This window comes from Kitasatospora sp. SC0581 (assembly GCF_048159585.1).
Classification (GTDB): domain Bacteria; phylum Actinomycetota; class Actinomycetes; order Streptomycetales; family Streptomycetaceae; genus Kitasatospora.
In genome coordinates this window covers 13,893-36,004 of record NZ_JBLRWA010000046.1, presented here as the reverse complement: position 1 = coordinate 36,004, position 22,112 = coordinate 13,893, and the positions used below count along the sequence as shown (strand labels likewise).

Genomic DNA, 22,112 nt, shown 5'->3' with positions numbered 1-22,112 from the left:
CGCGGCGTACGCGCTGGGCATGGTGTGACGGTCCGCCGGGTGCGGCCTGTCCGAACGGCGGGGCGCACCACCGTCGCGGGGGGGGGGGGGGGGGGGGGGGGCCCCCCCCCCCCCCCCCCCCCCCCCCCCCGCCTCGTCGCGCGGCTTCGGCGTTGCCGCTCCCCCCGACACCCCGGCAAACCCGCCGTTCCCCCCTGGCCACACCCCCCTCCGGCGAGAGCGGTCCGCACAGGCCCGGCGAGCCCCCACCTCCGGGGACGTCGTTGATCTCAAACTAACAAACCGCGTGGTTGGTTTGTCAATAGCGGAATCCACAAAACATCCACATCGTGACGGAGTGCTCCGCGGTGGTCGGAAGGGCCCGGGACCAGCGGTTTGTCGTCCCATCGGGGTGTCCGCCGCCCGAGCCGCCCGACGCCGGGCGCGGACACGTAGTGCTGGACGCCGCCGTGGAATCCGACATTCCGAGCATCGTGGCAGCACGCTGTGACACCGGACGGGCGCCCAGCGCAGCCGGAGAAGCAGCCGGGGAAGCAGCCGGGGAAGCAGCCAGGGAAGCGGCCGGGGGAGGGGAGAGCGGGCGGGCTCAGCGCAGCAGCCGGCGTTCCTTCGCCACCGCCACCGCGCCCGACCGGGTGTCCACGCCCAACTTGTCGTAGATCCGGCCGAGGTGGGTCTTCACCGTGGCCTCGCTGATGAACAGCGCCCGGGCGATCTCCCGGTTGCCCAGCCCCTGCGCCAGCTGTCCGAGGATGTCCAGCTCGCGCTCGGTGAGCTGCGGCGAGGGCGCCCGCATCTGCGCCATCACCCGGGAGGCGACCGGCGGCGAGAGCACCGTGCGGCCCTGCGCGGCCGCGTGCACGGCGGCGAACAGCTCCTCGGGCCGCTCGGCCTTCAGCAGGTAGCCGGTCGCGCCGGCGGCGATCGCCCGGGTGATGTCGGCGTCGGTGTCGTAGGTGGTGAGCACCAGGACGTGCGGCCCGTCCGGGGTGGCGGTGATCCGCCGGGTGGCCTCCACCCCGTCGATGCCGTCGCCGAGTTGGAGGTCCATCAGGACGACCTGCGGGGCCAGCCGGGCGGCCAGCGCGACGGCCTCCTCCCCGGTGCTGGCCTCGCCGACCACCTCGATGTCGCCGGCGCTCGCGAGCAGCGCCAGCAGTCCGGCCCGCACCACGGCGTGGTCGTCGCAGACCAGCAGCCGGACGGGAGCGGTCCGGACGGGAGTGGTCCGGCCGGGAGTCGTGCTCATCGGTGCTCCAGGGTCATCGCTCGTCCGGGCTCATCTGTGCTTCGGGGGACCGGTGTTCCGGGCTCATCGGTCGTCCAGGGGGATCGCGGCGGAGACGACGGTGCCCTCGCCGGGCGCGCTCTCCACGGTCAGCCTGCCACCCAGCTGCCGCAGCCGGGCCCGCATCGCCGGCAGGCCGTACCCACGGCCGCCCTCGTCCCCGGCGCCGTTCCCACCCCCGGCACCGGCCGCGCCCGGGTCGAAGCCCTGCCCGTCGTCGGCGATGTCCAGCACGGCCTGGTCGCCGAGGAAGGACAGCGTGATCGCGGCCGTCGACGCCCCGGCGTGCTCGCGGACGTTGGCCAGCGCGCCCTGGGCGATCCGCAGCAGCGCGGCCTGTGCGGCGGCGGGCAGCGGCACGGGCGCGCCGTCCAGGTGGAAGCGGACCGGCAGCCCGCTCTCGGCGGACTCCCGCTCGGCCAGCGCCCGCAGCGCCCGGTCAAGGGTGCGGCCGTCGGACAGCTCCGCCGGGGCGAGGTCGTGGACGAAGCGGCGGGCCTCGGCCAGGTTCCGGGCGGCCACCGAGGCGGCGGTGCGGACGTGGGTGCGGGCGGTCGCCGGGTGGGTGTCCCAGGTGCGCTCGGCGGCCTGGAGCAGCATCTGCTGGCTGGACAGGCCCTGTGCCAGGGTGTCGTGGATCTCCATCGCCAGCCGCGCGCGTTCGGCCAGGGTGCCCTCGCGCCGTTCGGTGGCGGCGAGTTCGCGCCGGGTGCGGACCAGGTCGGCGATCAGCGCGCGCTGCCGGGCGGCCTGCCGGGCCATGAAGAGGAAGACGCCGGTGGCGAGTCCGGCCACCGCGGCCGGCAGCAGGACGAGGGTGGCGTCGGCGCCGCCGGGCAGCCGGACCTCGGCGGTCACCACCAGCAGGGTCAGCGCGCCGACCAGCGGGATGGCCGCCTTCGCGGGCAGCACCCGCAGCCCGGTGTAGATCAGCGGCACGGCGCACCAGGCGAAGCTCGGCGCGAGCAGCACCAGCACCACCCAGAGCGCCACCACCAGGGCCAGCGCCCAGCGGCGGTGCCGGTCCGGGGCGGTCGGACGGCGGTGGGCGAGCCAGGACCCGGCCGGCTGGGCGACCGCGAGGGCCGCGCTCAGCCCGATCACCCAGGGCGCCTGCGCGGTGCCGGAGTGATGGGTGAGGTAGCGGCTGAGCGCGGCGGCGAGCAGCAGCAGGAAGGCGGAGTCCAGCAGCAGTGCGAGCCGGCCCGCGTCCGGATCGCCGGCGTCGTGGCCGAGGGCGCCGCCGGCGCCGGTGCGGTCCGCGGCGGGGCGGCCAGCGGTCGGGCGGGGCTGCTGCACGGGTGGCTCCTGGCTGAACGGGTGGTGCGTGCGCGGTCGGCGCCTGCCCGTACCGGCCGTGCCGGTCCGTACGGGCCCGTCCCGATCCGCACCGACCCGCACCGATTCCTCGATGGTGACCCGTCCGGCCCGGGGCCGCATCAGCCGATCGGTTGACGCCGCCGTCCCCCATCATGCCCGGACGCCCGCGCCGGACCGCCGATGCGGCGGCCCCTTCCCCGGCCGGAGGATCGAAGCACGCCGCCGGGCGATCCCCCCAACGGCCCGGCGGCCCCCGAACTCCCCCACTCCGCCCCGCCCCACCCCGCAGATCCGCTGAGGAGCTGGACCATGAAGAAGACCTCCGTCCGCACCCGGGTGCTGACCGGCACCGTCGTCGCCGCCGCGCTCGCCGCCGCCACCGTGGGCGCCGTCTCGGCCAGCGCCGAGTCCACCGACACCCCGGCCGTCCCGGCCGCGGCGAAGGCCGACACCCAGAACAAGAACCTGGCCCCGAGCAGCGGCCTGACCATCGACGCCGCCACCCGCGCCGCCCAGGCCGCCCTGGACGCGGCCACCAAGGCCGGCCAGCACGTGTCGGTCGCGGTCGTCGACCGCGACGGCGTCACCCGGGTGCTGCTGAAGGGCGACGGCGCCGGCCCGCAGGCCCCGGTCTCGGCCGAGCGCAAGGCCTTCACCGCGGTGTCCTGGAACGCCCCGACCTCGGAGCTGGCCAAGCGCCTGGCCCAGGCCCCGAACCTGAAGGACATCCCGGGCACCCTGTTCCTGGCCGGCGGCGCCCCGATCCAGTCGAAGGGCGCCCCGATCGCGGCCGTCGGCGTCGCGGGCGCGCCCAGCGGCGACCTGGACGAGCAGTTCGCGCAGGCGGGCGTCGCCGAGCTGGCGAAGTGACCGGGGGCCCGGCGGGCCCGCCCCGCGCCAGGGGCCGGGCCCGCCGGGCCGGGGTCTCGTTCGGGTGAACGCCGGAAGGGTAGCCGCAGAACACGGGATGACCCTTCGAAAAGCCGGTGCCGCTGTCAGTGGCGCGTGGCAGGCTTCCCGGTATGACGGCGTGGACCCTCAACGACATCGAACGCGCGATCCGCTCCTCCTGGGGCGTCGACACCTGTGCGCCCGAGGATCTGGCCCACTGGCGTCCCGACAATCCCGCCCGTGGTCAGTGCGGGGTGACGGCGATGGTGGTGCACGACCTGCTCGGCGGCGAGCTCATGATGGGCGAGGTGTACGTCGACGGGGTGCGGACGGACCTCCACTGGTGGAACCGTTTCGCCACCGGCTTCGAGATCGACCTCACCCGCGAGCAGTTCGGGCCGGACGAGCTGGTCGGCCGCGGCCGTCCGGTCGCCCGCCCGGCCCGCCCCGGCCGGCTCCAGGCCCAGTACGAGCTGCTGCGCACCCGGGTGGTCGCCGAGCTGGAGCGCGGCGCGGCCGCCGACCGCACCCGGCTGCCGTCCCGGGCCCGCGCCTGCGCCTGAGGACCGGCCCGGCTCCGGGTGTGCTTCCGTGCCGACCGGCAGGTAGCGCAGCTCTTCTGACGTACAGTCGGCCGCATACGAGCGGTGCGGCGGCGACGGGAGTGCGCGGATGACCGGGCGGACGATCGGCTTCGTGGGGCTGGGTGCGATGGGGCGCGGCATGGCCGGCAGCCTGCTGCGGGCCGGCCACACCGTACGGGTCTGGAACCGCTCGCCCGAGCCGGTGGCCGCCATGGTGGCCGAGGGCGCGGAGGCGGCCGGCTCGCTCGCCGAGGTGTTCGCCGCCGACACGGTGGTCTCCATGCTCGCCAACGACGCGGCGGTCGAGCGGCTGCTGCTCGACCCCGCGCTGCTGGCCGGCGCCGGGGCGACCCTGCACGTCAACATGGCCACCGTCTCGCTCGCCCTCGCGGAGCGGGCCGAGGCGCTGCACGCCGAGCACGGCGTCGGCTACGTCGCCGCCCCCGTCCTCGGCCGGCCGCCGGTCGCGGCGGCGGGGCGGCTGAACATCCTGGTCGCGGGCGCGCCCGAGCTGCTGGAGCGGGCCGAGCCGCTGTTCGCCGCGATGGGCGAGCGCACCTGGCACTTCGGCGAGAGCCCCCGGCAGGCCAACACCGTCAAGATCAGCACCAACTTCCTGATCGCCTGCGCGATCGAGTCGATGGCCGAGGCGTGCAGCCTGGCCGAGGCGCACGGGATCCGGCCGACCGACCTGGTCGACCTGCTCACCGGCACGCTCTTCCCCGGACCGATCCACACCGGCTACGGCGCGATGGTGGCCGAACGCCGGTACGAGCCGGCCGGGTTCCGGCTGCCGCTCGGCCTCAAGGACGTCGGCCTCGCGCTGGACGCGGGGGCCGCGCGCAACGTGCCGCTGCCGATCGGCAGCGTCCTGCGGGACGCCTTCCTGGACGCGCTGGCCCACGGCGACGGGGACAAGGACTGGGCGGCGGTCGCCGAGGTCGCCCGCCGCCGGGCCGGGCTGCCCGACTGACCTCCACCCGCCGGCCCCCGGGCCGGGCTGCCGGACCGGACCCGCGCCCGCCAATCCCCGGGTGCCACCCGGCGGTTGGCGCGGCGGCGGAATAAACCGGCGTCCGACGGCTGCTCACTCCTGCGTCCGCACCGTACGTACCACGGAGGAGTCCTGATGGGCGATCAGCCGCCCGGCGCCGAGACGCCGCGCCGTTTCCTGTTCCTCGACGCCAGCGCGCGCCCCGACGGCAACTCGGCCCGGCTCGCCCGGCTGGCCGCCGAGTCGAGCCTGCCGGCCGGCGCCGAGCAGCAGTGGCTGCGGCTGGACGAGCACCCGCTGCCGCCCTTCCGGGACCTGCGGCACACCGGCGACGGCACGTACCCCGAGCCGGCCGGCCACGAGCGGACGCTGCTGGACGCCACCCTGGCGGCCACCGACCTGGTCTTCGTCGCGCCGCTGTACTGGTACGCGCTGCCGACCAGCGCCAAGCTCTACCTCGACTACTGGTCGGCCTGGTTCCGGGTGCCCGGCGTGGAGTTCCGCGAGGGGATGCGCGGCGGCACCATCTGGGGCGTGACCGCCCTCGCCACCGAGGACGACGACAACGCCGAGCCGCTGATCGGCACCCTCCGGCTGACCGCCGACTACATGGGGATGCGCTGGGGCGGGGTGCTGCTGGGCCACGGCACCCGCCCGGGCGAGGCGCTGGCGGACGAGCGCGCGGTGATCGCGGCCAAGTCCTTCTTCGCGGGCTGATCCTCCGGGCCGGCCTTCCGGGCCGGCCCCTCGGGGCAGATCGCTCGCGGCCGGTTCCGTACGGCCGACCCCCTCACAGATCGACCCCCTCACGGACCGACCCCCGGCGGGCCGGGTGCCGCGCGCACGCGCCGCCCGCCGCCGGGGGTCGTGCGGTACCGTCCTCCGGGCGTGTACCCGTCATCCGGCCGCCGCCCAGGCCGGGCGCAAAAGGCGTACGGACGGCCAGAGTTGGACGAATCGGGCAGTCCTCTCCCGGGCCCGGACCGCAGTGTGCCACCCGCCTTCCGGACCGGTCCCGTCGTTCGGTACTCTCCGTCGCACTTTCAGCTTTCGCGGGGGGTCCGCGGCGTTCTTCGGCCGCCCCCTCGCGCCCGGGCCTCGCCCGGACACTTCCGTGAGGTCTCCCTTGTCCATACGTCGCAGTCTTGCCCTTGCCGGGGCCGCCGCGCTCGCGTCCTCGCTCGTCCTGGCCGGCGCCCAGGGCGCCATGGCCGTCGGTGCCACCGGCACCCCGTCCGCCGTCGCCTCGCAGGCCGACAAGGCGTCGCGCGCGAGCCTCGACCTCTCGCTGAACGGCGTGCCCGGCACCTTCATCGCCGGCGGCGACGCCCGCGAGTTCACCTTCAAGATCGACAACCGGACGAAGCACGACTTCGTCTTCATCCCGCTGCTCAAGTTCAAGAACAAGGCGGGCTCGCTCCAGGCGAAGGACCTCAAGGTCCAGTACCGGCTCCCCGGCGGTGAGTGGCAGACCGCCGTGGTCGCCCCCGACCAGAGCGGCGAGAAGAACAGCTCCGTCCTGATGATGCTCGGCACCCTGGACTCGGCCGGCAACCCGGTCGCCGACGACCTGCTCGGGGTGAACCGCGGCAAGAACGTCCCGATCAAGGTCCGGGCGTCCTTCACCGACGGCTCCCCGCTCGGCCGGGCCGGCGTCGTCCCGGTCGTCTTCGCCGCCCAGCTCGACGACTCCACCCACCAGCCGGTCGACAACGGCCACCTCAGCTGCGACGGCGGCGTGGGCTTCACCATCAAGGCGCCGGGCGGCAAGCCGACCCCGACGCACACCGGCAAGCCCAGCCCGACGCCGACCCAGTCCCAGACGGGCAAGCCCAGCCCGACCGCGAGCGGCTCGCCGTCGGCCACCGCGACCGTCACGCCGACCGAGAAGCCGACCGAGACGCCCACCGGCAAGCCGACCGACACCCCGACCGAGAAGCCCACCGAGAAGCCGACCGAGAAGCCGACCACTCCGGCCACCGGTGAGCCCTCCGGCTCGGCCACCGCCCCGGCCCCGGTCGAGAGCAGCGGCGACACCTCGGGCCCGATCGACTTCCCGGTGGAGCCCCCGGTCATCACCCCGCCGCCGCTGACCCCGGCCGCCGTCGACAAGGCCAAGGCCGCCGCGGACGGCAGCGACAAGGCCCTGGCCCAGACCGGTGGCGGTAGCAACACCACCGCGATCGCGGCCACCGGCGGCGCCGTCCTGGTGGCCGGTGTCGGCACCCTCGTGGTGCTGCGCCGCCGCAAGTCCGCCCAGCAGGGCTGAGGCGAAGCGCGCTGACGCGAGCGCGCCGACCCGAGGCGCGCCGACCCGAAGCGCACTGATCCGAAGGGCACTGATCCGGAACACCCCCGTGCCGCCCGCACCGTCCCCTCGGACGGATCCGCGGGCGGCACGGGCCGTTCCGGGGGCCGACCCGGGCCGTCCCGCGGGCGGTCCGGACGGTTCTCCTCCGTCACATAGGATGTCCGGCCGGAGGGGGGGCGGAACGGCGGGGAGAGGACAGGTGCGGGTAGCACGCACGGCACGGACCACCACCGACTACGAGGCGACGACCGGGCGGATAGCCGGGCTGCCGCTCCGGAGGCACCACGTCCTGCTGACCGCCTGGACGGTGCTCTGGTTCCTCCTGGTCGAGCCCAGCGGCGGCTTCTCCTGGCACTACCTGCGCCAGGGCGAGCAGTTGCTCTTCAGCGGCCAGCCCGACGGCGGCCTGTCGCTCTACGCCCACCACCCGGAGCTCCAGATCGGCCCGGTCAGCCTGGCCGCGGCCCGGCTCACCGCCCCGTTCGCACCGCACACCGGCGAGCTGATCGCCGAGGCGGTGAGCGCCGGGCTGGGCCTGGTGATGCTGGTCGTGGTCGGCCGCACCGCGGCCCTGTACTACCTCGGCACCGGGACCAACCACCGGCGGCTGCAGCAGCGGCTGCTGATCGCCGGGCTGGCGTTCATCCCGATGTGGGTCGAGGTCTCGGTCCGCTTCGCGCACCTGGACGACGTCCTCGCGCTGTTCTTCACCACCCTCGCCGCGCACGCCCTGGCCCGCGGCAAGCCCGTCCAGGTCGCGGTCTTCCTGGCGCTGGCGGTGGACTCCAAGCCCTGGGCGATCGCCTTCGCCCCGCTGATCCTGGCGCTGCCCCGGCCCGCCTGGCTGCGCACCGCGCTCTGGTTCTGCGCCCTGGTGGCGATCGCCTGGCTGCCGTTCTACCTGGGCAACCTGGACACCATGGCGGCCGCCAAGTTCACCATCCCGAACCAGCCCGCCTCCGCGCTGCGCTGGTTCGGGGTCACCGACCCGGCCACCCCCTGGTGGGACCGGCCGACCCAGTTCGCGCTCGGCATCGGGCTCGGCTGCGTCGCCGTCTGGCGCGGCCGCTGGCCGGCCGTGGTGCTGCTGGGTGCGGACGCCCGCATCCTGCTCGACCCGAGCGTCTACACGTACTACACGGCCTCGATCCTGCTCGGCACCCTGCTCTGGGACGCCGTCGGGCAGAAGCGGCTCGTCCCGTGGTGGAGCTGGATCGCGCTGGCCGCGCTGTACGGCGGCACGCTGTTGCTCCCGTCCGACGCGGCCCGCGGCTTCGTCCGGCTCGCCTTCGTGGTGGTCTCCGCCGGGTACGTGCTGTTCTGGCCCACCCAGCGGTCCCGGCGGCAGCGGCCCGGCGCACCGGGCGACGGCGGCAGCGGCGGCACCGGCCGCCGGGGCGGTCGGGGCGGCCGGCGGCGCGAGCGGGCGCTGGCCGGCGCCGGGGTCTGACGGCAGGGGCCCGTCCCCGTCCACGGCTTGACCCTCACGCGACGTGAGAGCCGAGGGTGGTGGTCAGCACCAGGGAGGAACCCCGATGACCAGTGAGGGCTACTCGGTCGGCGCCGTGGCGAAGATCGCCAAGGTGACCGTCCGCACCCTGCACCACTACGACGAGATCGGCCTGCTGTCCCCGGCCGGCCGGACCCGGTCCGGCTACCGCCGGTACGTGGACGCCGACCTCGACCGGCTGCAGCAGGTCCTCTTCTATCGGGAGCTCGGGTTCCCCCTGGACGAGATCGCGGCGATCCTGGACGACGACTCGGTCAGCCCGACCGAGCACCTCCGGCGGCAGCACCGGTTGCTCACCGACCGGATCGGTCACCTCCAGGAGCTCGCCTCAGCCGTCGAACACGCCATGGAGGCACGGAGAATGGGCATTCAGCTGACCCCGGAGGAGAAGTTCGAGATCTTCGGCGAGGGCTACCAGGAGGACTGGGAGCAGGAGGCCGAGCAGCGCTGGGGCGACACCGCGGCCTGGGCCGAGTCGCAGCGCCGCACCGGCGGCTACTCCAAGGCCGACTGGCAGCGCATCCAGGCCGAGATGACCGCGCTCAACGAGCGCCTGGCCGGGGCGGTCACCGCCGGCGAGCCCGCCGACGGCACGGTGGCCACCGGCCTCGCGGAGGAGCACCGGCAGCACATCCGCCAGAACTTCTACGACTGCACGTACACCATCCACCGCGGCCTGGCCTGCCTGTACGTCTCGGACCCGCGCTGGACCGACACCTACGAGAAGATCGCGCCGGGCCTGGCCCAGTGGCTGCACGACGCCATCGTCGCCAACGCGGACCGGCGCGAGGGGAAGTCCGCGGAGAAGACCGCGGAGAAGGCCGAGGAGAAGGCCGCGGAGAAGCGCGCGGAGGAGCGCGAGGGGCAGTAGACCGCGCGCTCAGGCCACCCCGCGCCCGAAGGAGCGCCGGTAGGCGGTCGGCGAGGTGCGCATCACCCGGCCGAAGTGGTGGCGGAAGGTCGCGGCGCTCTCGAAGCCGACTGCCGCGGCGATCTCCTCCACCGTCCCCTCCGGTGACTCCAGTAGCGCCAGACTGGTCGCGATGCGCTGGGTGACGACCCAGCGCATCGGGCTGGTCCCGGTGCGGGCGGTGAAGTGCCGCAGGTACGAGCGGTCCGACATCCGGGCGGCGCGGGCCAGCTGCGAGATGGTCAGCGGGGACGACAGGTGGTCCAGCGCCCACCGCATGCTGAGGGCGATCCCGTCGTCCTCCTCCTCGACCGGGCGGACCGCCGCCTCGACGAACTGGGCCTGCCCGCCGTCCCGGTGCGGCGCCACCACGAAGCGGCGGGCCACCGCGTTGGCCACCTTGGCGCCGTGGTCCCGGCGGACCAGGTGCAGGCAGAGGTCGATGCCGGCCGCGCTGCCCGCGCTGGTCAGCACGTCGCCGTTGTCCACGTACAGCACGTCGGGGTTGACCCGCACCGCCGGGTACCGCTGCTGGAGCAGTTCGGCGTACCGCCAGTGGGTGGTCGCCTCCCGGCCGTCCAGCAGTCCGGCGGCGGCCGGTGCGAAGGCGCCCGAGCAGATCGACACGATCCGGGCGCCGCGCCCGTGCGCGGTGCGCAGCGCCTCGACCAGGTCGGGGGAGACGCCGCCGAACGGGTTCGGCACCCCGGGGACCACCACCGTGTCGGCCGCGGCCAGCTCGTCCAGCCCGTGCCGGGCGGTCAGCGTGAAGCCGCCCACCGCCTCCAGCGGCGTCCCGGGCCGGTCGGCGCAGACCTTCAGCCCGTACCAGGGAGCCGCCAGCAGCCCGGCCAGCTCGGGCCGCGCCAGTCCGAACACCTCGACCACCACGCCGAGTTCGAACGGCGCCATGCCCGGGAAGGCGTACACCGCGACGTCGTGCACGGGCTCCGGGCGCCGGCCGATGGCGACGGGCACCGGCCGCGGTGCGGCACCGGTCAGGTCCTCGGCGTGCTGCTCGGCCATGCGAACCCCCTGCTCACGGGTGGCGGAATGCCGGTGAGTGTAGCCGTCCCGACCCCTTCGGAATTTTCTTCGAACCCACCTGCAACCTTCACCCCCGTCACACGTCCTTTGGTACGGGGGCGGAGGGAACCCGGCAGAGGGCGGCTGGGATGATCCCCCCGATCACGATCTTGATCAGGTGACCTGACGGAACGGCGGCCGCCGTCACCGTCCCGGGGGAAAGCGGAAACGCGCATGTCCATGGCCATCGGGCCGACCGCCGCGCAGGCAGGGGGGCGGGGCTTCTCCATCCGTGGAGTCGTCGCCGCGCTGTTCGGCGCGCAGGAGGCCGGCGAGCCGCTCGCCGGCGCCGCCACCGAGCAGGAGGCGAAGCAGCGCCGCTCCGGTTTCCGGCTGCTGCGCGGCGGTCGCAAGCCCGCCGAGGACCGGCCCACCCTGACCGACCTGTACCACGCCCACCGGCTCGGCCTGGTCCGGATGGCGGTCATGCTGGTCGACCACCAGGACCTGGCCGAGGACGTCGTCCAGGACGCCTTCACCCAGCTCTACCAGCGCTACGGCGAGGAGCTGGACGACCTCGACAACGCGCTCGGCTACCTGCGCACCTCGGTGGTCAACGGCGCCCGCTCGATGCTGCGCCGCCGCAAGACCGCCCGCGAGTACGTGCCGCCGCACGTGGCCGACGCCCCGTCCGCCGAGGACCACGCGGTGCTCAACGACGAGCACCGCCGGGTGCTGGTGGCCCTGCAGGAGTTGACTCCCCGCCAGCGTGAGGTGCTGGTGCTGCGCTACTGGTCCGACCTGTCGGAGGCGCAGATAGCCGAGACCCTGGGACTGTCCCGGGGTGCCGTGAAGTCCACCGCCAGCCGCGCTCTGGACGCCTTGGAAAAGCACCTGGAGAAGGTTCGATGACCGACAAGCTCCCCCGCCGCACCGGCGGCGACGGCGACGGGCCGGCCGAGACACCGACGGAACGGCTGCTCCGCGAGGCGATGACGGCCCGGGCCTCCCTCGTCACGGCCGCCAGCCTGCGCCCGGCCGCTCCCCCGAAGAACCGGATCCGCCGGCTGCGCCCGGTGTACGCCGTCACCGTGCCGCTCGGCCTGGCCGCCGCCATGGCGCTCGGCGTGCTCACCTTCCACGGCGAGCCGGTCGCCCAGGACGAGGTCCCGCCCCCGGCCGCCACCCTGACCACCTCGCCGAGCCCGACGCCCGAGCCGACCGGCGACCCCAGCCCGACGGCCGCCCCCACCGATCCGGGCACGCCCACCAGCGAGGCCGAGACGGAGGTCCCGCTCGCCGACGGCGTCCCGACCACCGCGACCTCCGCCCCCGGCACCGCGAGCGGCCCGGCGAGCTCGTCCAGCCTGCGCGGCGTCAAGTTCAAGGTGCCGGCGGGCTGGAAGGCCGTACCGGTCTCGGCCGACCGGGTCTGCGTCCTGAGTCCGGGCGCGCCGACGGAGCCGCAGCAGGGCTGGGCGCCGGCCAGGTGCGAGCCGTACGGCGTCCTGGTCGTGGCCTACAACTCCCCGGACGAACTCGAGGGCGGCGCCTGGCCGACGACGGACGACCTGGTCGCCGACAGCGGCTGGGGCCACCAGCCGAACTGCCCGATCTGGGGCCGGCCCTACTTCCCGGACAACGGCTACTCCTCGGTCGGCGCACCCGTGCGGACCAAGTCCACCGTGGCCGGCAAGACGATCGACAAGACCCAGTGGAACGTCACCTGCAAGCCCGGGGACACCTTCACCGCCCAGCTGTGGGGGATGGGCCTGGACCAGGTCTTCGTGGTGGCGAACGGGCTCAAGAGCGACTACCAGTCGGGCCTGACGGCGATCGTCAACAGCCTGGACGTGAGCGGCCACAAGTCGCCGTCGCTGACCGCGTCCGACAAGGGCGCGAAGGACATCGCGATCACGGTCGACGGCGGCATCGGCGCCGGGCAGAAGGTGTCCACCAACGGCACCCCGGTGACCTTCACGGTGACGTACCGGAACACCGGCCAGAAGACCTACGACAAGCTCCAGCCGCTGGTCTACACGAAGGAGTACGCCGGGACGCCGCCGAGCGAGATGGTCACGATGAACAAGGGCAAGCTGGAGCGCCAGGACGGCGGCGTCTGGAAGGAGATCCCGCTCGCGATCGGCGGCGGCATGGACTACGCCATGGTGGGCCAGCAGGCCCAGTTCTCGCTCGCGCCGGGAGAGTCCAGGACGGTGACGTACCGGATGGCCCTCGACAAGCTGGACGGGCCCGGCACGATGCCGGTGTCCGTCCAGGCGGTGCTGCCGTACGACGGTTCCGCGCCGCTGACCTCCGTGAAGGAGCTGATCGTCCCGGTGACGGTCGTGAAGTAGCCGTTCCACGCTGGCCGTTGAGGCGCCGCGACCGGGTTTCCCCCGGTCGCGGCGCCTTTCGGCGTTCCGGGGAGGGGCCGGGAAAAATTCTTCGAACCGGCCTGCAACCCCCCGGCGGGATGGACGTCTATCAGGGTGAGAGGCAGGGAGAGCGAGCCGGCGGAGCCGGGGGGCTCGGGCCGGTTCCTCGGGGCGCGACCGTAGGCGCCCGCTCATTCGATCACCACCATCACCATGTCCTTGGGGGGACTGTCACATGAACGCGTCCGTTATCGCCCGTATTGCGAAGATCGTCCCGCTGGCCGTCGTCACCGCCGTGGGAATCGCGGCCTGCGGCCCGACGAACGGCGAGGCGTCCGTCGCCGCCTCCGCTCCCGCCTCCACCCCCGCGGCCACCTCGTCGGCCACCCCCGGCGCGGGCGCCGTCCCGACCGTCCCCGCCCCGGCCGCGCCGACCACCGAGGCCGCGCCGACCACCCCCGCCCTGACCAACGCCGCCCCGGCCGCCGCTCCGGTCGCGCCCGTGGCCGCCAAGACCGAGGCCAAGACCGCCGCGAAGGCCCCGGCCGCGCCCGCCCCGGCCAAGCCCGCCGGCGGCATCGGGATCACCTTCAACGGCCTGCGCGCGGGCCAGAAGATCCAAGTGGGCGACCAGGTCTCCTTCTCGGTGACCTGGAAGAACAACGACGCCTCGGGCACCCGCGCGGTGGCGCCGGTGGTGGCCACCCAGCAGTTCGAGGGCGCGGAGTGCCGGCGGGTGCTCTCGATGGCGCAGGGCACCCTGGAGCGCAAGGACGCCACCGGCTGGAAGGCCATGCCCGCGCTGAGCCAGGGCGGCGGCATGGACTACGCGGGTACGGGCAACGACGCGGCCTTCGAGCTGGCCGCCGGCGAGAGCCGGACGGTCGAGTACCGGATGGTGCTCGACGCGGGCAACCAGCCGGGCAGGCTGTACGTCGAGGCGGACGCCGTGGTGCCGTCCACCTACAAGGTGCTGACCAAGGGCGTGGTGACCACGTCCGTCGTCGACTCGCACCGCCCGGTGGTGAACTCGGTCTCCAAGCCGACCCCGCTGGTCGTCGGCGGGACCCCGACCGAGTTCTCCTTCAAGGTCTCCTCGCCCGACGGCCCCGGCCTGCTGCGCCCGGCGGTGTACCTGTCCGTGCCCGCGAGCGAGGGCCTGACCGGGGAGGACGTCACGATCGAGGCGAAGGTCGGCGGCGAGTGGAAGTCCTTCGAGGCGACCGAGGACTGCAACGGGCGGATCGGGGTGGCGCCGGCCCAGCTGACCGGCGTGATGACGGGCAACCCGGCCGAGTACACCTTCCGGGTCGGCCTGAAGCGGACCGGTTCCACCAAGCCGGTGGAGATCGAGGTCGGCGGCGCCTCGGACGGCCACTACGGCGCCCCCACCACCCTGCGGCCCGCCGTCCGTCGCTGACACCGGCGGCCCGCACCGGAGCCGAAGGGCCCGGCCTCCCACTGCTCGGGAGGCCGGCCCTTCACCGTGGCCGCGTCACGGCCGTCGTGCGGAGGCTCAGGCGAGCGAGGCCATCCAGGCCTCGACGTCCTCGGCGCTGCGGGGCAGGCCGGCCGAGAGGTTCTCGTTGCCGTCGGCGGTGACCAGGATGTCGTCCTCGATCCGGACGCCGATGCCGCGGTACTCCTCCGGCACGGTCAGGTCGTCCTGCTGGAAGTACAGGCCGGGCTCGACGGTCAGCACCATGCCGGGGACCAGCAGCGCGTCGACGTGCTCCTCGCGGCGCGAGTGGGCGCAGTCGTGGACGTCCAGGCCGAGCATGTGGCCGGTGCCGTGCAGGGTCCAGCGGCGCTGGAGGCCCAGCTCCAGGACCTTCTCGACGTCGTACACCGAGGCGTCCAGCAGGCCCCAGGCGAGCAGCCGCTCGGCGAGCACGCGCTGCGAGGCCTCGTGGAAGTCGCGGAACCGGGCGCCGGGCTTCACCGCGGCGATGCCGGCCTCCTGGGCGTCGTACACCGCGTCGTAGATCCGGCGCTGGACCTCGGTGAAGCTGCCGTTGATCGGCAGGCTGCGGGTGACGTCCGCGGTGTAGAGGGTGCTGGTCTCCACGCCCGCGTCCAGCAGCAGCAGCTCGCCCGGGCGCACGTCGCCGTCGTTGCGCACCCAGTGCAGGGTGGTGGCGTGCGGGCCGGCCGCGGCGATGGTGCCGTAGCCGACGTCGTTGCCCTCGACCCGGGCGCGGCGCCAGAAGGTGCCCTCGATCCAGCGCTCCGAGGTGGCGACGGCCTGGCCCAGCTCGCGGACCACGTCGGTGAAGCCCTTGACGGTGGCGTCGCAGGCGGCGCGCAGCTCGCCGATCTCCCACGCGTCCTTGACCAGCCGCAGGCCGCTCAGGAACTCCTTGAGTCCGGCGTCCTTGTCGGCGTCCAGGGCGTCGGCGAGCGCGGCCTCCAGGCCGGCGTCGTAGCCGCGGACGATGCGGGTCGGCACGGCGGAGTCGGCGGCCTTCGCGGCCAGCTCCTCGGCGGCCTTGCGCACGTCGCGGGCGGGCAGCCCGAGCAGCTGCTCCTGCTCGGCCAGGCTGTGCCGGCGGCCGACCCACAGCTCGCCGTAGCCGTCCAGCCAGAACTCGCCGTTCTCGCGGTTCGAGCGGGGCAGCAGGTAGAGCACGAAGTCGTGGCCGGTCGCGCCGGTCGGCTCGCCGACCAGCACCGCGTCCTCGGTCTGGTCGCCGGTGAGGTGGACGTACTCGCTGGCGGCGCGGAACGCGTAGTCGGTGTCGTTGGAGCGGACCCGCAGGTTGCCGGCCGGGACGACCAGGCGCTCGCCGGGGTAGGCGGCGGACAGCGCGGCGCGGCGCTCGGCCGCGTACGGGGCCTGGGCGACGGGGGCGAGGCCGTGCAGCTCGGTGTCGGCCCAGCCGGACTTCATCGAGGCGGCCAGCTCGTCGGAGATGTCGCCGTAGAGACCGTTCTTGCGGCCCTTGTGCTGCTCAGGCTCCTCGCCGCCCTCGGCCTCGGGGTTCTCGGCCACCGCGGGGGTACGGTCCTCGGTCACGTGCAACGCCTCCTTGGGGGGTGGTACCGCCGCCCCTGGGGGAGGTGTCGGATCGCGACACGCGCGGGCGGCCGTGCGTCCGTCCATGGTACGGACGCCCGGCCGCCCGTTCGTTCCGGGCCCGAACCGTCACTCGAAGCGGGCCGCCAGCAGCATCAGGTCGTCGGTGGCCGTGCCCCCGGCGTCCGGGTCCGGGCAGACGGCCAGCAGGTGGGCGCAGAGCCGGTCCGGGTCGATCCGCACGTCGCGCGGGGCGTCGGCGGCGGCCCGGCGCAGGTTGGCCTGCCCGGCGTGCAGGGTCGGGCCGCAGCGGCGGGCCAGGCCCTCGGTGTAGAGCAGCAGGGTGTCGCCGCGCTCGGCGACGAACTCCACCCCGGGGGCCTCCCAGCAGGCCAGCATGCCGAGCGGGGCGGAGAGCGAGGTCTCCACGAACTCGGCGCCGTGCCGGCCGACCAGGACGGGCGGGCAGTGCCCGGCGCCGGCCAGGGTGATCCGGCGCTCCTCGGGCTCGATCCAGGCGTAGACGGCGGTGGCGGTGCGGGTCGGCTCGGTGGTCTTGAGCAGCAGCTCCAGGTCCCCCAGGACGGAGACCGGGTCCTCGCCCTCCAGCACCGCGTACGCCCGCAGCGCGGCCCGGACCCGGCCCATCGCGGCGGCCGCGCCGGGGGCGGAGCCGGGGCCCGCGCCGGGGCCGTCGCCGGAGACGGAGCCGACGGTGAGGCCGATGGTGCCGTCGGGCAGCGGGATCGCGTCGTACCAGTCGCTGCCGGTGGAGCGCTCCAGCCCGGCGGGGACGAGCCGGGCGGCCAGCCGCAGCCCGGCGGCCCGGGGGAGCCGGTCCGGCAGCAGGCCGCGGCGCAGCGCCTCGGTGGTGCGCGAGATCCGGTCCGCCTCCAGCTGCTTGGCGAGCAGCGGGGCGGCGATCTCGCAGTAGTGGCGGGCCAGTTCGCGCTGGCAGTCGGTCGGTTCGGCGGGCTCGTCGTAGAACCAGAGGGCGGCGGCGAGCGGGCCGTCCTCCTCGGTGGCGAGCGGCAGGCCGTAGGCGCCGCCGAGGCCGAGGTGGACGGCGAGTTCGCGCAGCCGGGCGCCGGTGGCCGGGTCCTCGGCGAGGTCGTGGGAGTGCAGCTGGGCGGGCCGGTCCCGTTCGCGCAGCAGCCGGGCCAGCAGGCTCTGCTCGGTCGGGACGGTCTCCAGGGCGCCGAGGCTGGCGCGGTCGAGGCCGTGGCCGACCGGCTGTCCGGGTCCGCCGCCGGGCCGCCGGGTGACCAGCATGCCGCGCCGGGCGCCGAGCAGGGCGGCGCCGGAGGCGAGGACGGTGTCCAGGGTGGCGGCCAGGCCGCGGGCGCGGGCGAGCCGTTCGGTGTGCTCGTGCAGGCTGGTGATATCGGACAGGCGTCCGGCCAAACGGTCCTGCAGCGCGGCGGAGGGCGCCGTGCGGCCGTCCGCCGTGCCGTCCGGGGCGTTGACGGGGCCGGGGAGGTCCGGCAGGTCGAGGACGGTGAGCCCGCCCGCGCAGCCGGGTTCGCCAGGCTCGGCGGTCGTCGTCGGGAGGGCCGTCGACGGGTGGGACTCGTTCATGCCGTCACTCCTGACGCGGTGCTACGTGCCATGCGAAACCCCCAGGTACGGCCAATGTGGAGCGAGCACGGCCAAAGGGCGTGTTTCGCCTCGATTCGCTACTACTCGTCATTGATCGACAGCAATGCCACCACTTCTACACAGGCCATTCGGGGCATGTCCAGATCCAGGACGACGCGGTGGCCCGTTCCACATCGATCGCGACCCGGTCGGGGGGCGCGCGGGGTTGGTGCGCGCGCCACTCGGCCCGGAGGCATGGAGCGGGCCGCGAGCGGGCAGAACGGGGAGGACGGCCCGGGCGGCCGTCCGGATCGTATGTCCGTGCCGCCCGTGAGCCGGGTTGGCCGGAACTCTCTCACTCGTACGGTGGAACCAAGCGCGCCCGGGCGGCGTCCATCCGGTCGCGTACGGGATTCTCGTTCCAAGGGCTGTGCCCTGCGCGGCCCTTTCACGTCGTACTCCACACCTGCTCCACGTCGTGCCGCGCCGTCCGCCCTGCCGCCCGCCCCGCGCCGCGCCGCCCGGGTCCGTGCCGCGGCGGGTCCGCGCGGAGGATCCCGACGGACGCCGGCGGAGCGGAGCGAACCGAGCGGTCAGGGAAAGGAACGAGCGCCATGCGTGAGAACCCGAAAGACCGGTCGGAGGATCGTTCCGCCCGGCTGGCCGCGGCCCTGACGGCCGCCGTCGACCACCGTTGGCCCGTGGTGCCGGGCGCCGTGCTGCGCGACGGCCGCTGCTCCTGCGGCGACCTGGACTGCACCGTCCCCGGCGCGCACCCGCACGACCCCTCGCTGCTGGCCGCCACCACGGACGCCCGGATGGTGCGCTGGTGGTGGGAGCGACAGAGCCCGGACGCGCCGGTGCTGGCCGCCACCGGCTCCACGGTCTCGGCGGTCAGCCTGCCCGCGGCGGCTGGCGCCCGGGCGCTGGTCTACCTGGGCGCGCTGCGGCTGCCGCTCGGCCCGGTGCTGGCGATGCCGGGCCGCTACGCGCTGCTGGTGGCCCCGTACTCGCTGGACGTGCTCGGCGAGATGCTCGCCCAACTCCCTTGGGTGCCGGGCTCGTTGCGCTACCACGGGGCGGGCGGCTTCCTGCCGCTGCCGCCCGGCGGCGCGGCCGTCGGGGTCCCCTCGGCCGGAGGCTGGGGGAGGGTGCGCTGGGTGCTCGCGCCGCGACCGGGCGTCGGCGGCGGGGTCTGGCTGCCGCAGGTCGGGCCGCTGCTGGGGGAGTTGGTGGAGGCGACGGTCCGGCTGGACAGCGGGCGTTCGGCCTACTGAGGGCCACCGGAGCGGGACGGGCTGTCGACACCGTCCGCCGGGCCCGGATCCGGGCTTCTCCCGGGTCTCGGCCCGGGCCCGTCCGGGGGCTCCGAGCGGGGCACTCCGGAAAAAGAAAAGATCCGGCCGCTGGCGACGGGGGATGCACCAGCGGCCGGACTCTTTAGACAGTAACAAGGATCCGCGCCCGCGCCAATTTCCAAGACGCCCTCCACGCCCGGAAATTGCGCGTTCACCGCGACAATGTGACGCGTATCACGCGGATCCTGCGCCCTTTAGTTCAAGGTGACCTGACGGTTCACCAGGTTCGCGCGGGTGCGCCGCTCCTCGGCGGTCAGCGGGGCCGCGTCGGCGAGCACCGCGGCGAGCCGCTCGGCGAACTCGGCGGCCGGCTTCTCGCAGTCGGCGGCGGTCATCGCGAGCGGGAGGTCCCACACCGGGACGGTCAGGCCGTGCGCGCGGAAGGAGCCGACCAGGCGGGTGTCCGGGCCGAGCGAGGCCTCGCCGGCCGTGTTCAGCCGGGCCAGCGCGTCCAGCAGCTTCTCCTCGGGCACGGTCATCACCCAGCGCAGGTGGTTCTTGTCCGGGGTGCCGCACCAGTACGCGGAGTCCACGCTCGCGAGCTTCTCGGTCGGGATGGCCGAGGCGTTGGCGCGCTCCAGGGAGGCGGCGACCTCGCCGGTGGCGGCCTCGGCGTCCTCCAGCCAGAACTCGAAGCCGGTGTGCACGGCGGGCGTGAACGCGGCGGTGGTGTCCAGCAGGTCCTGCAGGCGGCGCCCGCCCGGGACGGTCCGGCGGGCCGGCACCGGGCTGCCCGGCTCGGTGGCCAGGGCCAGCTCCAGGGCGTCCGCGAGGTCGCGGCTGAGGTCGCCGGAGGCGGACTGGGTCTGCAGGCCGAGCAGGATCGAGCCGTCCTGGCGGCGCAGGGCCGGCCAGGCCAGCGGCAGCACGGTGGCCAGGGTCACCGACGGGACGTCACCGGTCGCGCCGTCGGCCACGCCGGCGGCCAGCGTCAGCGGCACCGTGGCGGCGGGCACCAGCTCGCGCAGGGCCACCCAGTCGGCCTCGCCCGGCAGGCCCTCGAACGGGCGGTGCACCAGCTCCTGCACCGCGTGCGAGGCCTCCCGGCCGTGACACGCCTTGTACCGGCGGCCCGAGCCGCAGGGGCAGTCCTCGCGGGCCCCGACCACGGGGATCTCGCCCGTGACGGCGGTGGTGGACTGGCGCTGCGGCGCCTTCTTGGCGGCCTTCTTGCCCATGCTGCGGCTCTCCCGGGAACGGTGGTCCTGTGTCCCGGGAAGCCTAACGACACATTCCCCGAGCCCGGCTCACGCGCTACGGGCATCGCCCCCGGTGCGCCGGGCGTGCCGGGCCCGGGCGGGCAGCGCCGCCCAGACCGTGACCTCGCCGGGGGCGTCGCGCACGCCCCAGTCGCTGGCCAGCTGGTCGACGATGCTCAGGCCGCGGCCGCCGCGCGAGGTCAGCGAGGGACTCGCGGGCAGCGGCCGGGTGGCCGCCCCGCCGTCCGTGACCTCCAGGGTGAGCACCCCGTCGGCGTGCATCTGCCAGCGGACCAGCACCCCGCCGGCCGGCTCGGCCGGACCCTCGGCGGGCTCCCGGGCGCCCTGCGCGGCGTTCGCCCCGGAGGGGACGCCGACCAGCACCTGCCCGAGCACCTCGGCCCGGGCGCTGCGGCCCAGGGCCGGCAGCGGGCCGAGCGGACGGGCGTACCGACAGGCGTTGCTCAACAGCTCGGAAAGGATCAGAACAGCATCATCGATGACCGGTTCGGGTACCTGCCGGTCACCCAGATCTCGACGCAGTCGGCGCCGTGCGACCCCGACACTCGCTGGGCCGTGCGGCACTGCCATGGTCGATGAAGTCGGCACTTCACGCGCCACCATCAACGCCACCCCCGGACCTCCTTCAGCGTATGCCGAGGGAGAGATGCCCCTTGGTAATGCGTCGGAAACGAGCACCGGACGATCCCGCGAGCCCATTTCGAGTGCGGCGACCGACGGTCGACATCAGGTCATTCCGCGCTCACCCTCCGTCGCCCGGATGCAAGAATTCCGGCAATTTCGCGCGAGGAAGGTTTGACTGCCGACCAGAGTGATCGGATCGGAGGGGTTCGGAGGAGTACGGCCTTCGGTGCGCCGACGGATCACCGGCCGAGTTGCGCCAGTACCTCCGCGGGCCGGTTGGTGATGATCGCGGACACCCCGAGCTCCAGGCAGAGCTCGACGTCGGCCGGCTCGTCCACCGTCCACACGTGCACCTCGTGGCCGAGCTCGCGCAGCCGGGTCACCAGCTGCGGGCGGGCCCGCACCAGCTCGATGCCCGGGCCGGCGATCCGCGCCCCGCCCGGCAGCGGCGAGCCCTCGCGCAGCCGGCCGAGCAGCGGCAGGGTCCGCTCGAACAGGAAGACCCGCCGGTACCGCGGCGCGGCGGCGGCCACCCGGTTCAGCGCGACCGAGGAGAAGCTCATGATCCGGGCGGACGGGCGGTCGCCCTCCCGGACGGCGCCGATCTTGAACCGCTCCAGGGTCCGCAGCAGCTCGGCCTCCACCCGGCCGCGGAAGCGCACCGGGTGCTTGGTCTCGATCGCCAGGTCCACCGGGCGGCCGCACTCCACCACCAGCTCCAGCAGCCGCTCCAGCCGCAGCACGCCGCGCAGCTCCGGGTCGGTGCTGGGGCGGCCGGTCTTCCAGGCGCCGAAGTCGTACGCCTCCAGCTCGGCGAGGGTCATGGCCGAAACGGTGCCCCGGCCGTTGGAGACCCGGCCGATCCGGCGGTCGTGCACGCAGACCAGCGCGCCGTCGGCGGTGACCCGGACGTCGCACTCCAGCGCGTCCGCGCCCTCGTCGAGCGCGCGCCGGTAGGCCGCGAGGGTGTGCTCGGGCAGGGCGTGGGAGGAACCGCGGTGGGCGATCACCTGGACGGGCGGCACGGTGCGCGCCGCCGCCGAGGACAGGTCTGGGCTGGTCACAGGCCCAACGATAGGCGGCGGAGGTGAAGCGCGGACAAAG

19 protein-coding genes are annotated in these 22,112 nt (G+C 74.6%); 11 read left to right on the top strand and 8 right to left on the bottom strand.

Going from position 1 to position 22,112, the window contains the following annotated elements; translation table 11 throughout:
• Positions 1-586: 586 nt before the first annotated feature.
• Together ACLWS4_RS35965 and ACLWS4_RS35960 are read right to left on the bottom strand one after the other, a co-directional pair.
• Entirely contained in the window at positions 587-1,249 is a 663-nt protein-coding gene (locus ACLWS4_RS35965; RefSeq protein ID WP_049651636.1) for a response regulator, read from the bottom strand.
• A gap of 63 nt (positions 1,250-1,312) precedes the next feature.
• Entirely contained in the window at positions 1,313-2,587 is a 1,275-nt protein-coding gene (locus ACLWS4_RS35960; protein ID WP_416876331.1) for a sensor histidine kinase, read from the bottom strand.
• A 330-nt stretch (positions 2,588-2,917) separates the two neighbouring features.
• Between ACLWS4_RS35960 and ACLWS4_RS35955 the strand changes: the two genes are divergently transcribed.
• The 7 genes from ACLWS4_RS35955 to ACLWS4_RS35925 all read left to right on the top strand — a co-directional run bounded on the left by ACLWS4_RS35955 (position 2,918) and on the right by ACLWS4_RS35925 (position 9,769).
• Positions 2,918-3,478: a GlcG/HbpS family heme-binding protein gene (locus ACLWS4_RS35955; RefSeq protein ID WP_074001844.1), complete on the top strand. Its 561-nt coding sequence runs from the start codon at positions 2,918-2,920 to the stop codon at positions 3,476-3,478.
• Positions 3,479-3,630: 152 nt separating this feature from the next.
• On the top strand, positions 3,631-4,062 hold the full coding sequence (locus ACLWS4_RS35950) for a hypothetical protein (RefSeq protein ID WP_049651638.1): 432 nt from the start codon (positions 3,631-3,633) through the stop codon (positions 4,060-4,062).
• 109 nt (positions 4,063-4,171) lie between these two features.
• Entirely contained in the window at positions 4,172-5,056 is an 885-nt protein-coding gene (locus ACLWS4_RS35945) for an NAD(P)-dependent oxidoreductase (RefSeq protein WP_117488646.1), read from the top strand.
• A gap of 156 nt (positions 5,057-5,212) precedes the next feature.
• Entirely contained in the window at positions 5,213-5,794 is a 582-nt protein-coding gene (locus tag ACLWS4_RS35940) for an NAD(P)H-dependent oxidoreductase (RefSeq protein ID WP_049651640.1), read from the top strand.
• Positions 5,795-6,203: 409 nt separating this feature from the next.
• Positions 6,204-7,346: an LPXTG cell wall anchor domain-containing protein gene (locus ACLWS4_RS35935; RefSeq protein WP_143204510.1), complete on the top strand. Its 1,143-nt coding sequence runs from the start codon at positions 6,204-6,206 to the stop codon at positions 7,344-7,346.
• A 241-nt stretch (positions 7,347-7,587) separates the two neighbouring features.
• A complete protein-coding gene (locus tag ACLWS4_RS35930; RefSeq protein WP_375875080.1) occupies positions 7,588-8,838 on the top strand; it encodes a hypothetical protein in 1,251 nt (416 codons plus the stop codon).
• Positions 8,839-8,923: 85 nt separating this feature from the next.
• Positions 8,924-9,769: a MerR family transcriptional regulator gene (locus tag ACLWS4_RS35925; RefSeq protein ID WP_416876330.1), complete on the top strand. Its 846-nt coding sequence runs from the start codon at positions 8,924-8,926 to the stop codon at positions 9,767-9,769.
• 9 nt (positions 9,770-9,778) lie between these two features.
• Here ACLWS4_RS35925 and ACLWS4_RS35920 read toward each other — a convergent pair whose 3' ends face one another.
• Positions 9,779-10,834, bottom strand: a complete 1,056-nt coding sequence (locus ACLWS4_RS35920) for a helix-turn-helix domain-containing protein (protein ID WP_416876329.1) — start codon at positions 10,832-10,834, stop codon at positions 9,779-9,781.
• Between the two features lie 234 nt (positions 10,835-11,068).
• On the opposite strand from ACLWS4_RS35920, the gene ACLWS4_RS35915 reads away from it, so the two are divergent.
• The 3 genes from ACLWS4_RS35915 (at position 11,069) to ACLWS4_RS35905 (ending at position 14,632) form a co-directional block, all read left to right on the top strand.
• Positions 11,069-11,746, top strand: a complete 678-nt coding sequence (locus ACLWS4_RS35915) for an RNA polymerase sigma factor (RefSeq protein ID WP_241852808.1) — start codon at positions 11,069-11,071, stop codon at positions 11,744-11,746.
• On the top strand, positions 11,743-13,191 hold the full coding sequence (locus ACLWS4_RS35910) for a hypothetical protein (protein ID WP_416876328.1): 1,449 nt from the start codon (positions 11,743-11,745) through the stop codon (positions 13,189-13,191). Before ACLWS4_RS35915 ends, ACLWS4_RS35910 begins: the two co-directional genes overlap by 4 nt.
• Before the next feature lie 256 nt (positions 13,192-13,447).
• On the top strand, positions 13,448-14,632 hold the full coding sequence (locus ACLWS4_RS35905) for a hypothetical protein (RefSeq protein WP_416876327.1): 1,185 nt from the start codon (positions 13,448-13,450) through the stop codon (positions 14,630-14,632).
• Between the two features lie 96 nt (positions 14,633-14,728).
• Here ACLWS4_RS35905 and ACLWS4_RS35900 read toward each other — a convergent pair whose 3' ends face one another.
• Both ACLWS4_RS35900 and ACLWS4_RS35895 read right to left on the bottom strand, forming a co-directional pair.
• Positions 14,729-16,228: an aminopeptidase P family protein gene (locus tag ACLWS4_RS35900; RefSeq protein ID WP_074001837.1), complete on the bottom strand. Its 1,500-nt coding sequence runs from the start codon at positions 16,226-16,228 to the stop codon at positions 14,729-14,731.
• Between the two features lie 129 nt (positions 16,229-16,357).
• Complete coding sequence (locus tag ACLWS4_RS35895) at positions 16,358-17,806, bottom strand: PP2C family protein-serine/threonine phosphatase (RefSeq protein ID WP_380744300.1); 1,449 nt, start codon at positions 17,804-17,806, stop codon at positions 16,358-16,360.
• A 614-nt stretch (positions 17,807-18,420) separates the two neighbouring features.
• On the opposite strand from ACLWS4_RS35895, the gene ACLWS4_RS35890 reads away from it, so the two are divergent.
• On the top strand, positions 18,421-19,083 hold the full coding sequence (locus tag ACLWS4_RS35890) for a bifunctional DNA primase/polymerase (protein ID WP_049655147.1): 663 nt from the start codon (positions 18,421-18,423) through the stop codon (positions 19,081-19,083).
• 275 nt (positions 19,084-19,358) lie between these two features.
• Here ACLWS4_RS35890 and ACLWS4_RS35885 read toward each other — a convergent pair whose 3' ends face one another.
• The 3 genes from ACLWS4_RS35885 to ACLWS4_RS35875 form a co-directional block, all read right to left on the bottom strand.
• Positions 19,359-20,342, bottom strand: a complete 984-nt coding sequence (locus tag ACLWS4_RS35885) for a DUF5926 family protein (RefSeq protein ID WP_049655150.1) — start codon at positions 20,340-20,342, stop codon at positions 19,359-19,361.
• A gap of 69 nt (positions 20,343-20,411) precedes the next feature.
• A complete protein-coding gene (locus ACLWS4_RS35880; RefSeq protein WP_338016264.1) occupies positions 20,412-20,831 on the bottom strand; it encodes an ATP-binding protein in 420 nt (139 codons plus the stop codon).
• Positions 20,832-21,247: 416 nt separating this feature from the next.
• The gene (locus ACLWS4_RS35875; protein ID WP_380744304.1) at positions 21,248-22,072 is read right to left on the bottom strand and encodes a glycerophosphodiester phosphodiesterase; all 825 of its coding nucleotides are present in this window, start codon (positions 22,070-22,072) and stop codon (positions 21,248-21,250) included.
• Between the last annotated feature and the right edge of the window lie 40 nt (positions 22,073-22,112).

Bases quoted from the DNA above. Each gene is read 5' to 3' on its own strand.
- ACLWS4_RS35950 (WP_049651638.1), top strand. From the start codon at position 3,631: ATGACGGCGTGGACCCTCAACGACATCGAACGCGCGATCCGCTCCTCC.
- ACLWS4_RS35965 (WP_049651636.1), bottom strand. From the start codon at position 1,249: ATGAGCACGACTCCCGGCCGGACCACTCCCGTCCGGACCGCTCCCGTC.
- ACLWS4_RS35885 (WP_049655150.1), bottom strand. From the start codon at position 20,342: ATGGGCAAGAAGGCCGCCAAGAAGGCGCCGCAGCGCCAGTCCACCACC.
- ACLWS4_RS35925 (WP_416876330.1), top strand. From the start codon at position 8,924: ATGACCAGTGAGGGCTACTCGGTCGGCGCCGTGGCGAAGATCGCCAAG.
- ACLWS4_RS35945 (WP_117488646.1), top strand. From the start codon at position 4,172: ATGACCGGGCGGACGATCGGCTTCGTGGGGCTGGGTGCGATGGGGCGC.
- ACLWS4_RS35890 (WP_049655147.1), top strand. From the start codon at position 18,421: ATGCGTGAGAACCCGAAAGACCGGTCGGAGGATCGTTCCGCCCGGCTG.
- ACLWS4_RS35915 (WP_241852808.1), top strand. From the start codon at position 11,069: ATGTCCATGGCCATCGGGCCGACCGCCGCGCAGGCAGGGGGGCGGGGC.
- ACLWS4_RS35895 (WP_380744300.1), bottom strand. From the start codon at position 17,806: ATGAACGAGTCCCACCCGTCGACGGCCCTCCCGACGACGACCGCCGAG.
- ACLWS4_RS35940 (WP_049651640.1), top strand. From the start codon at position 5,213: ATGGGCGATCAGCCGCCCGGCGCCGAGACGCCGCGCCGTTTCCTGTTC.
- ACLWS4_RS35955 (WP_074001844.1), top strand. From the start codon at position 2,918: ATGAAGAAGACCTCCGTCCGCACCCGGGTGCTGACCGGCACCGTCGTC.
- ACLWS4_RS35910 (WP_416876328.1), top strand. From the start codon at position 11,743: ATGACCGACAAGCTCCCCCGCCGCACCGGCGGCGACGGCGACGGGCCG.
- ACLWS4_RS35920 (WP_416876329.1), bottom strand. From the start codon at position 10,834: ATGGCCGAGCAGCACGCCGAGGACCTGACCGGTGCCGCACCGCGGCCG.
- ACLWS4_RS35905 (WP_416876327.1), top strand. From the start codon at position 13,448: ATGAACGCGTCCGTTATCGCCCGTATTGCGAAGATCGTCCCGCTGGCC.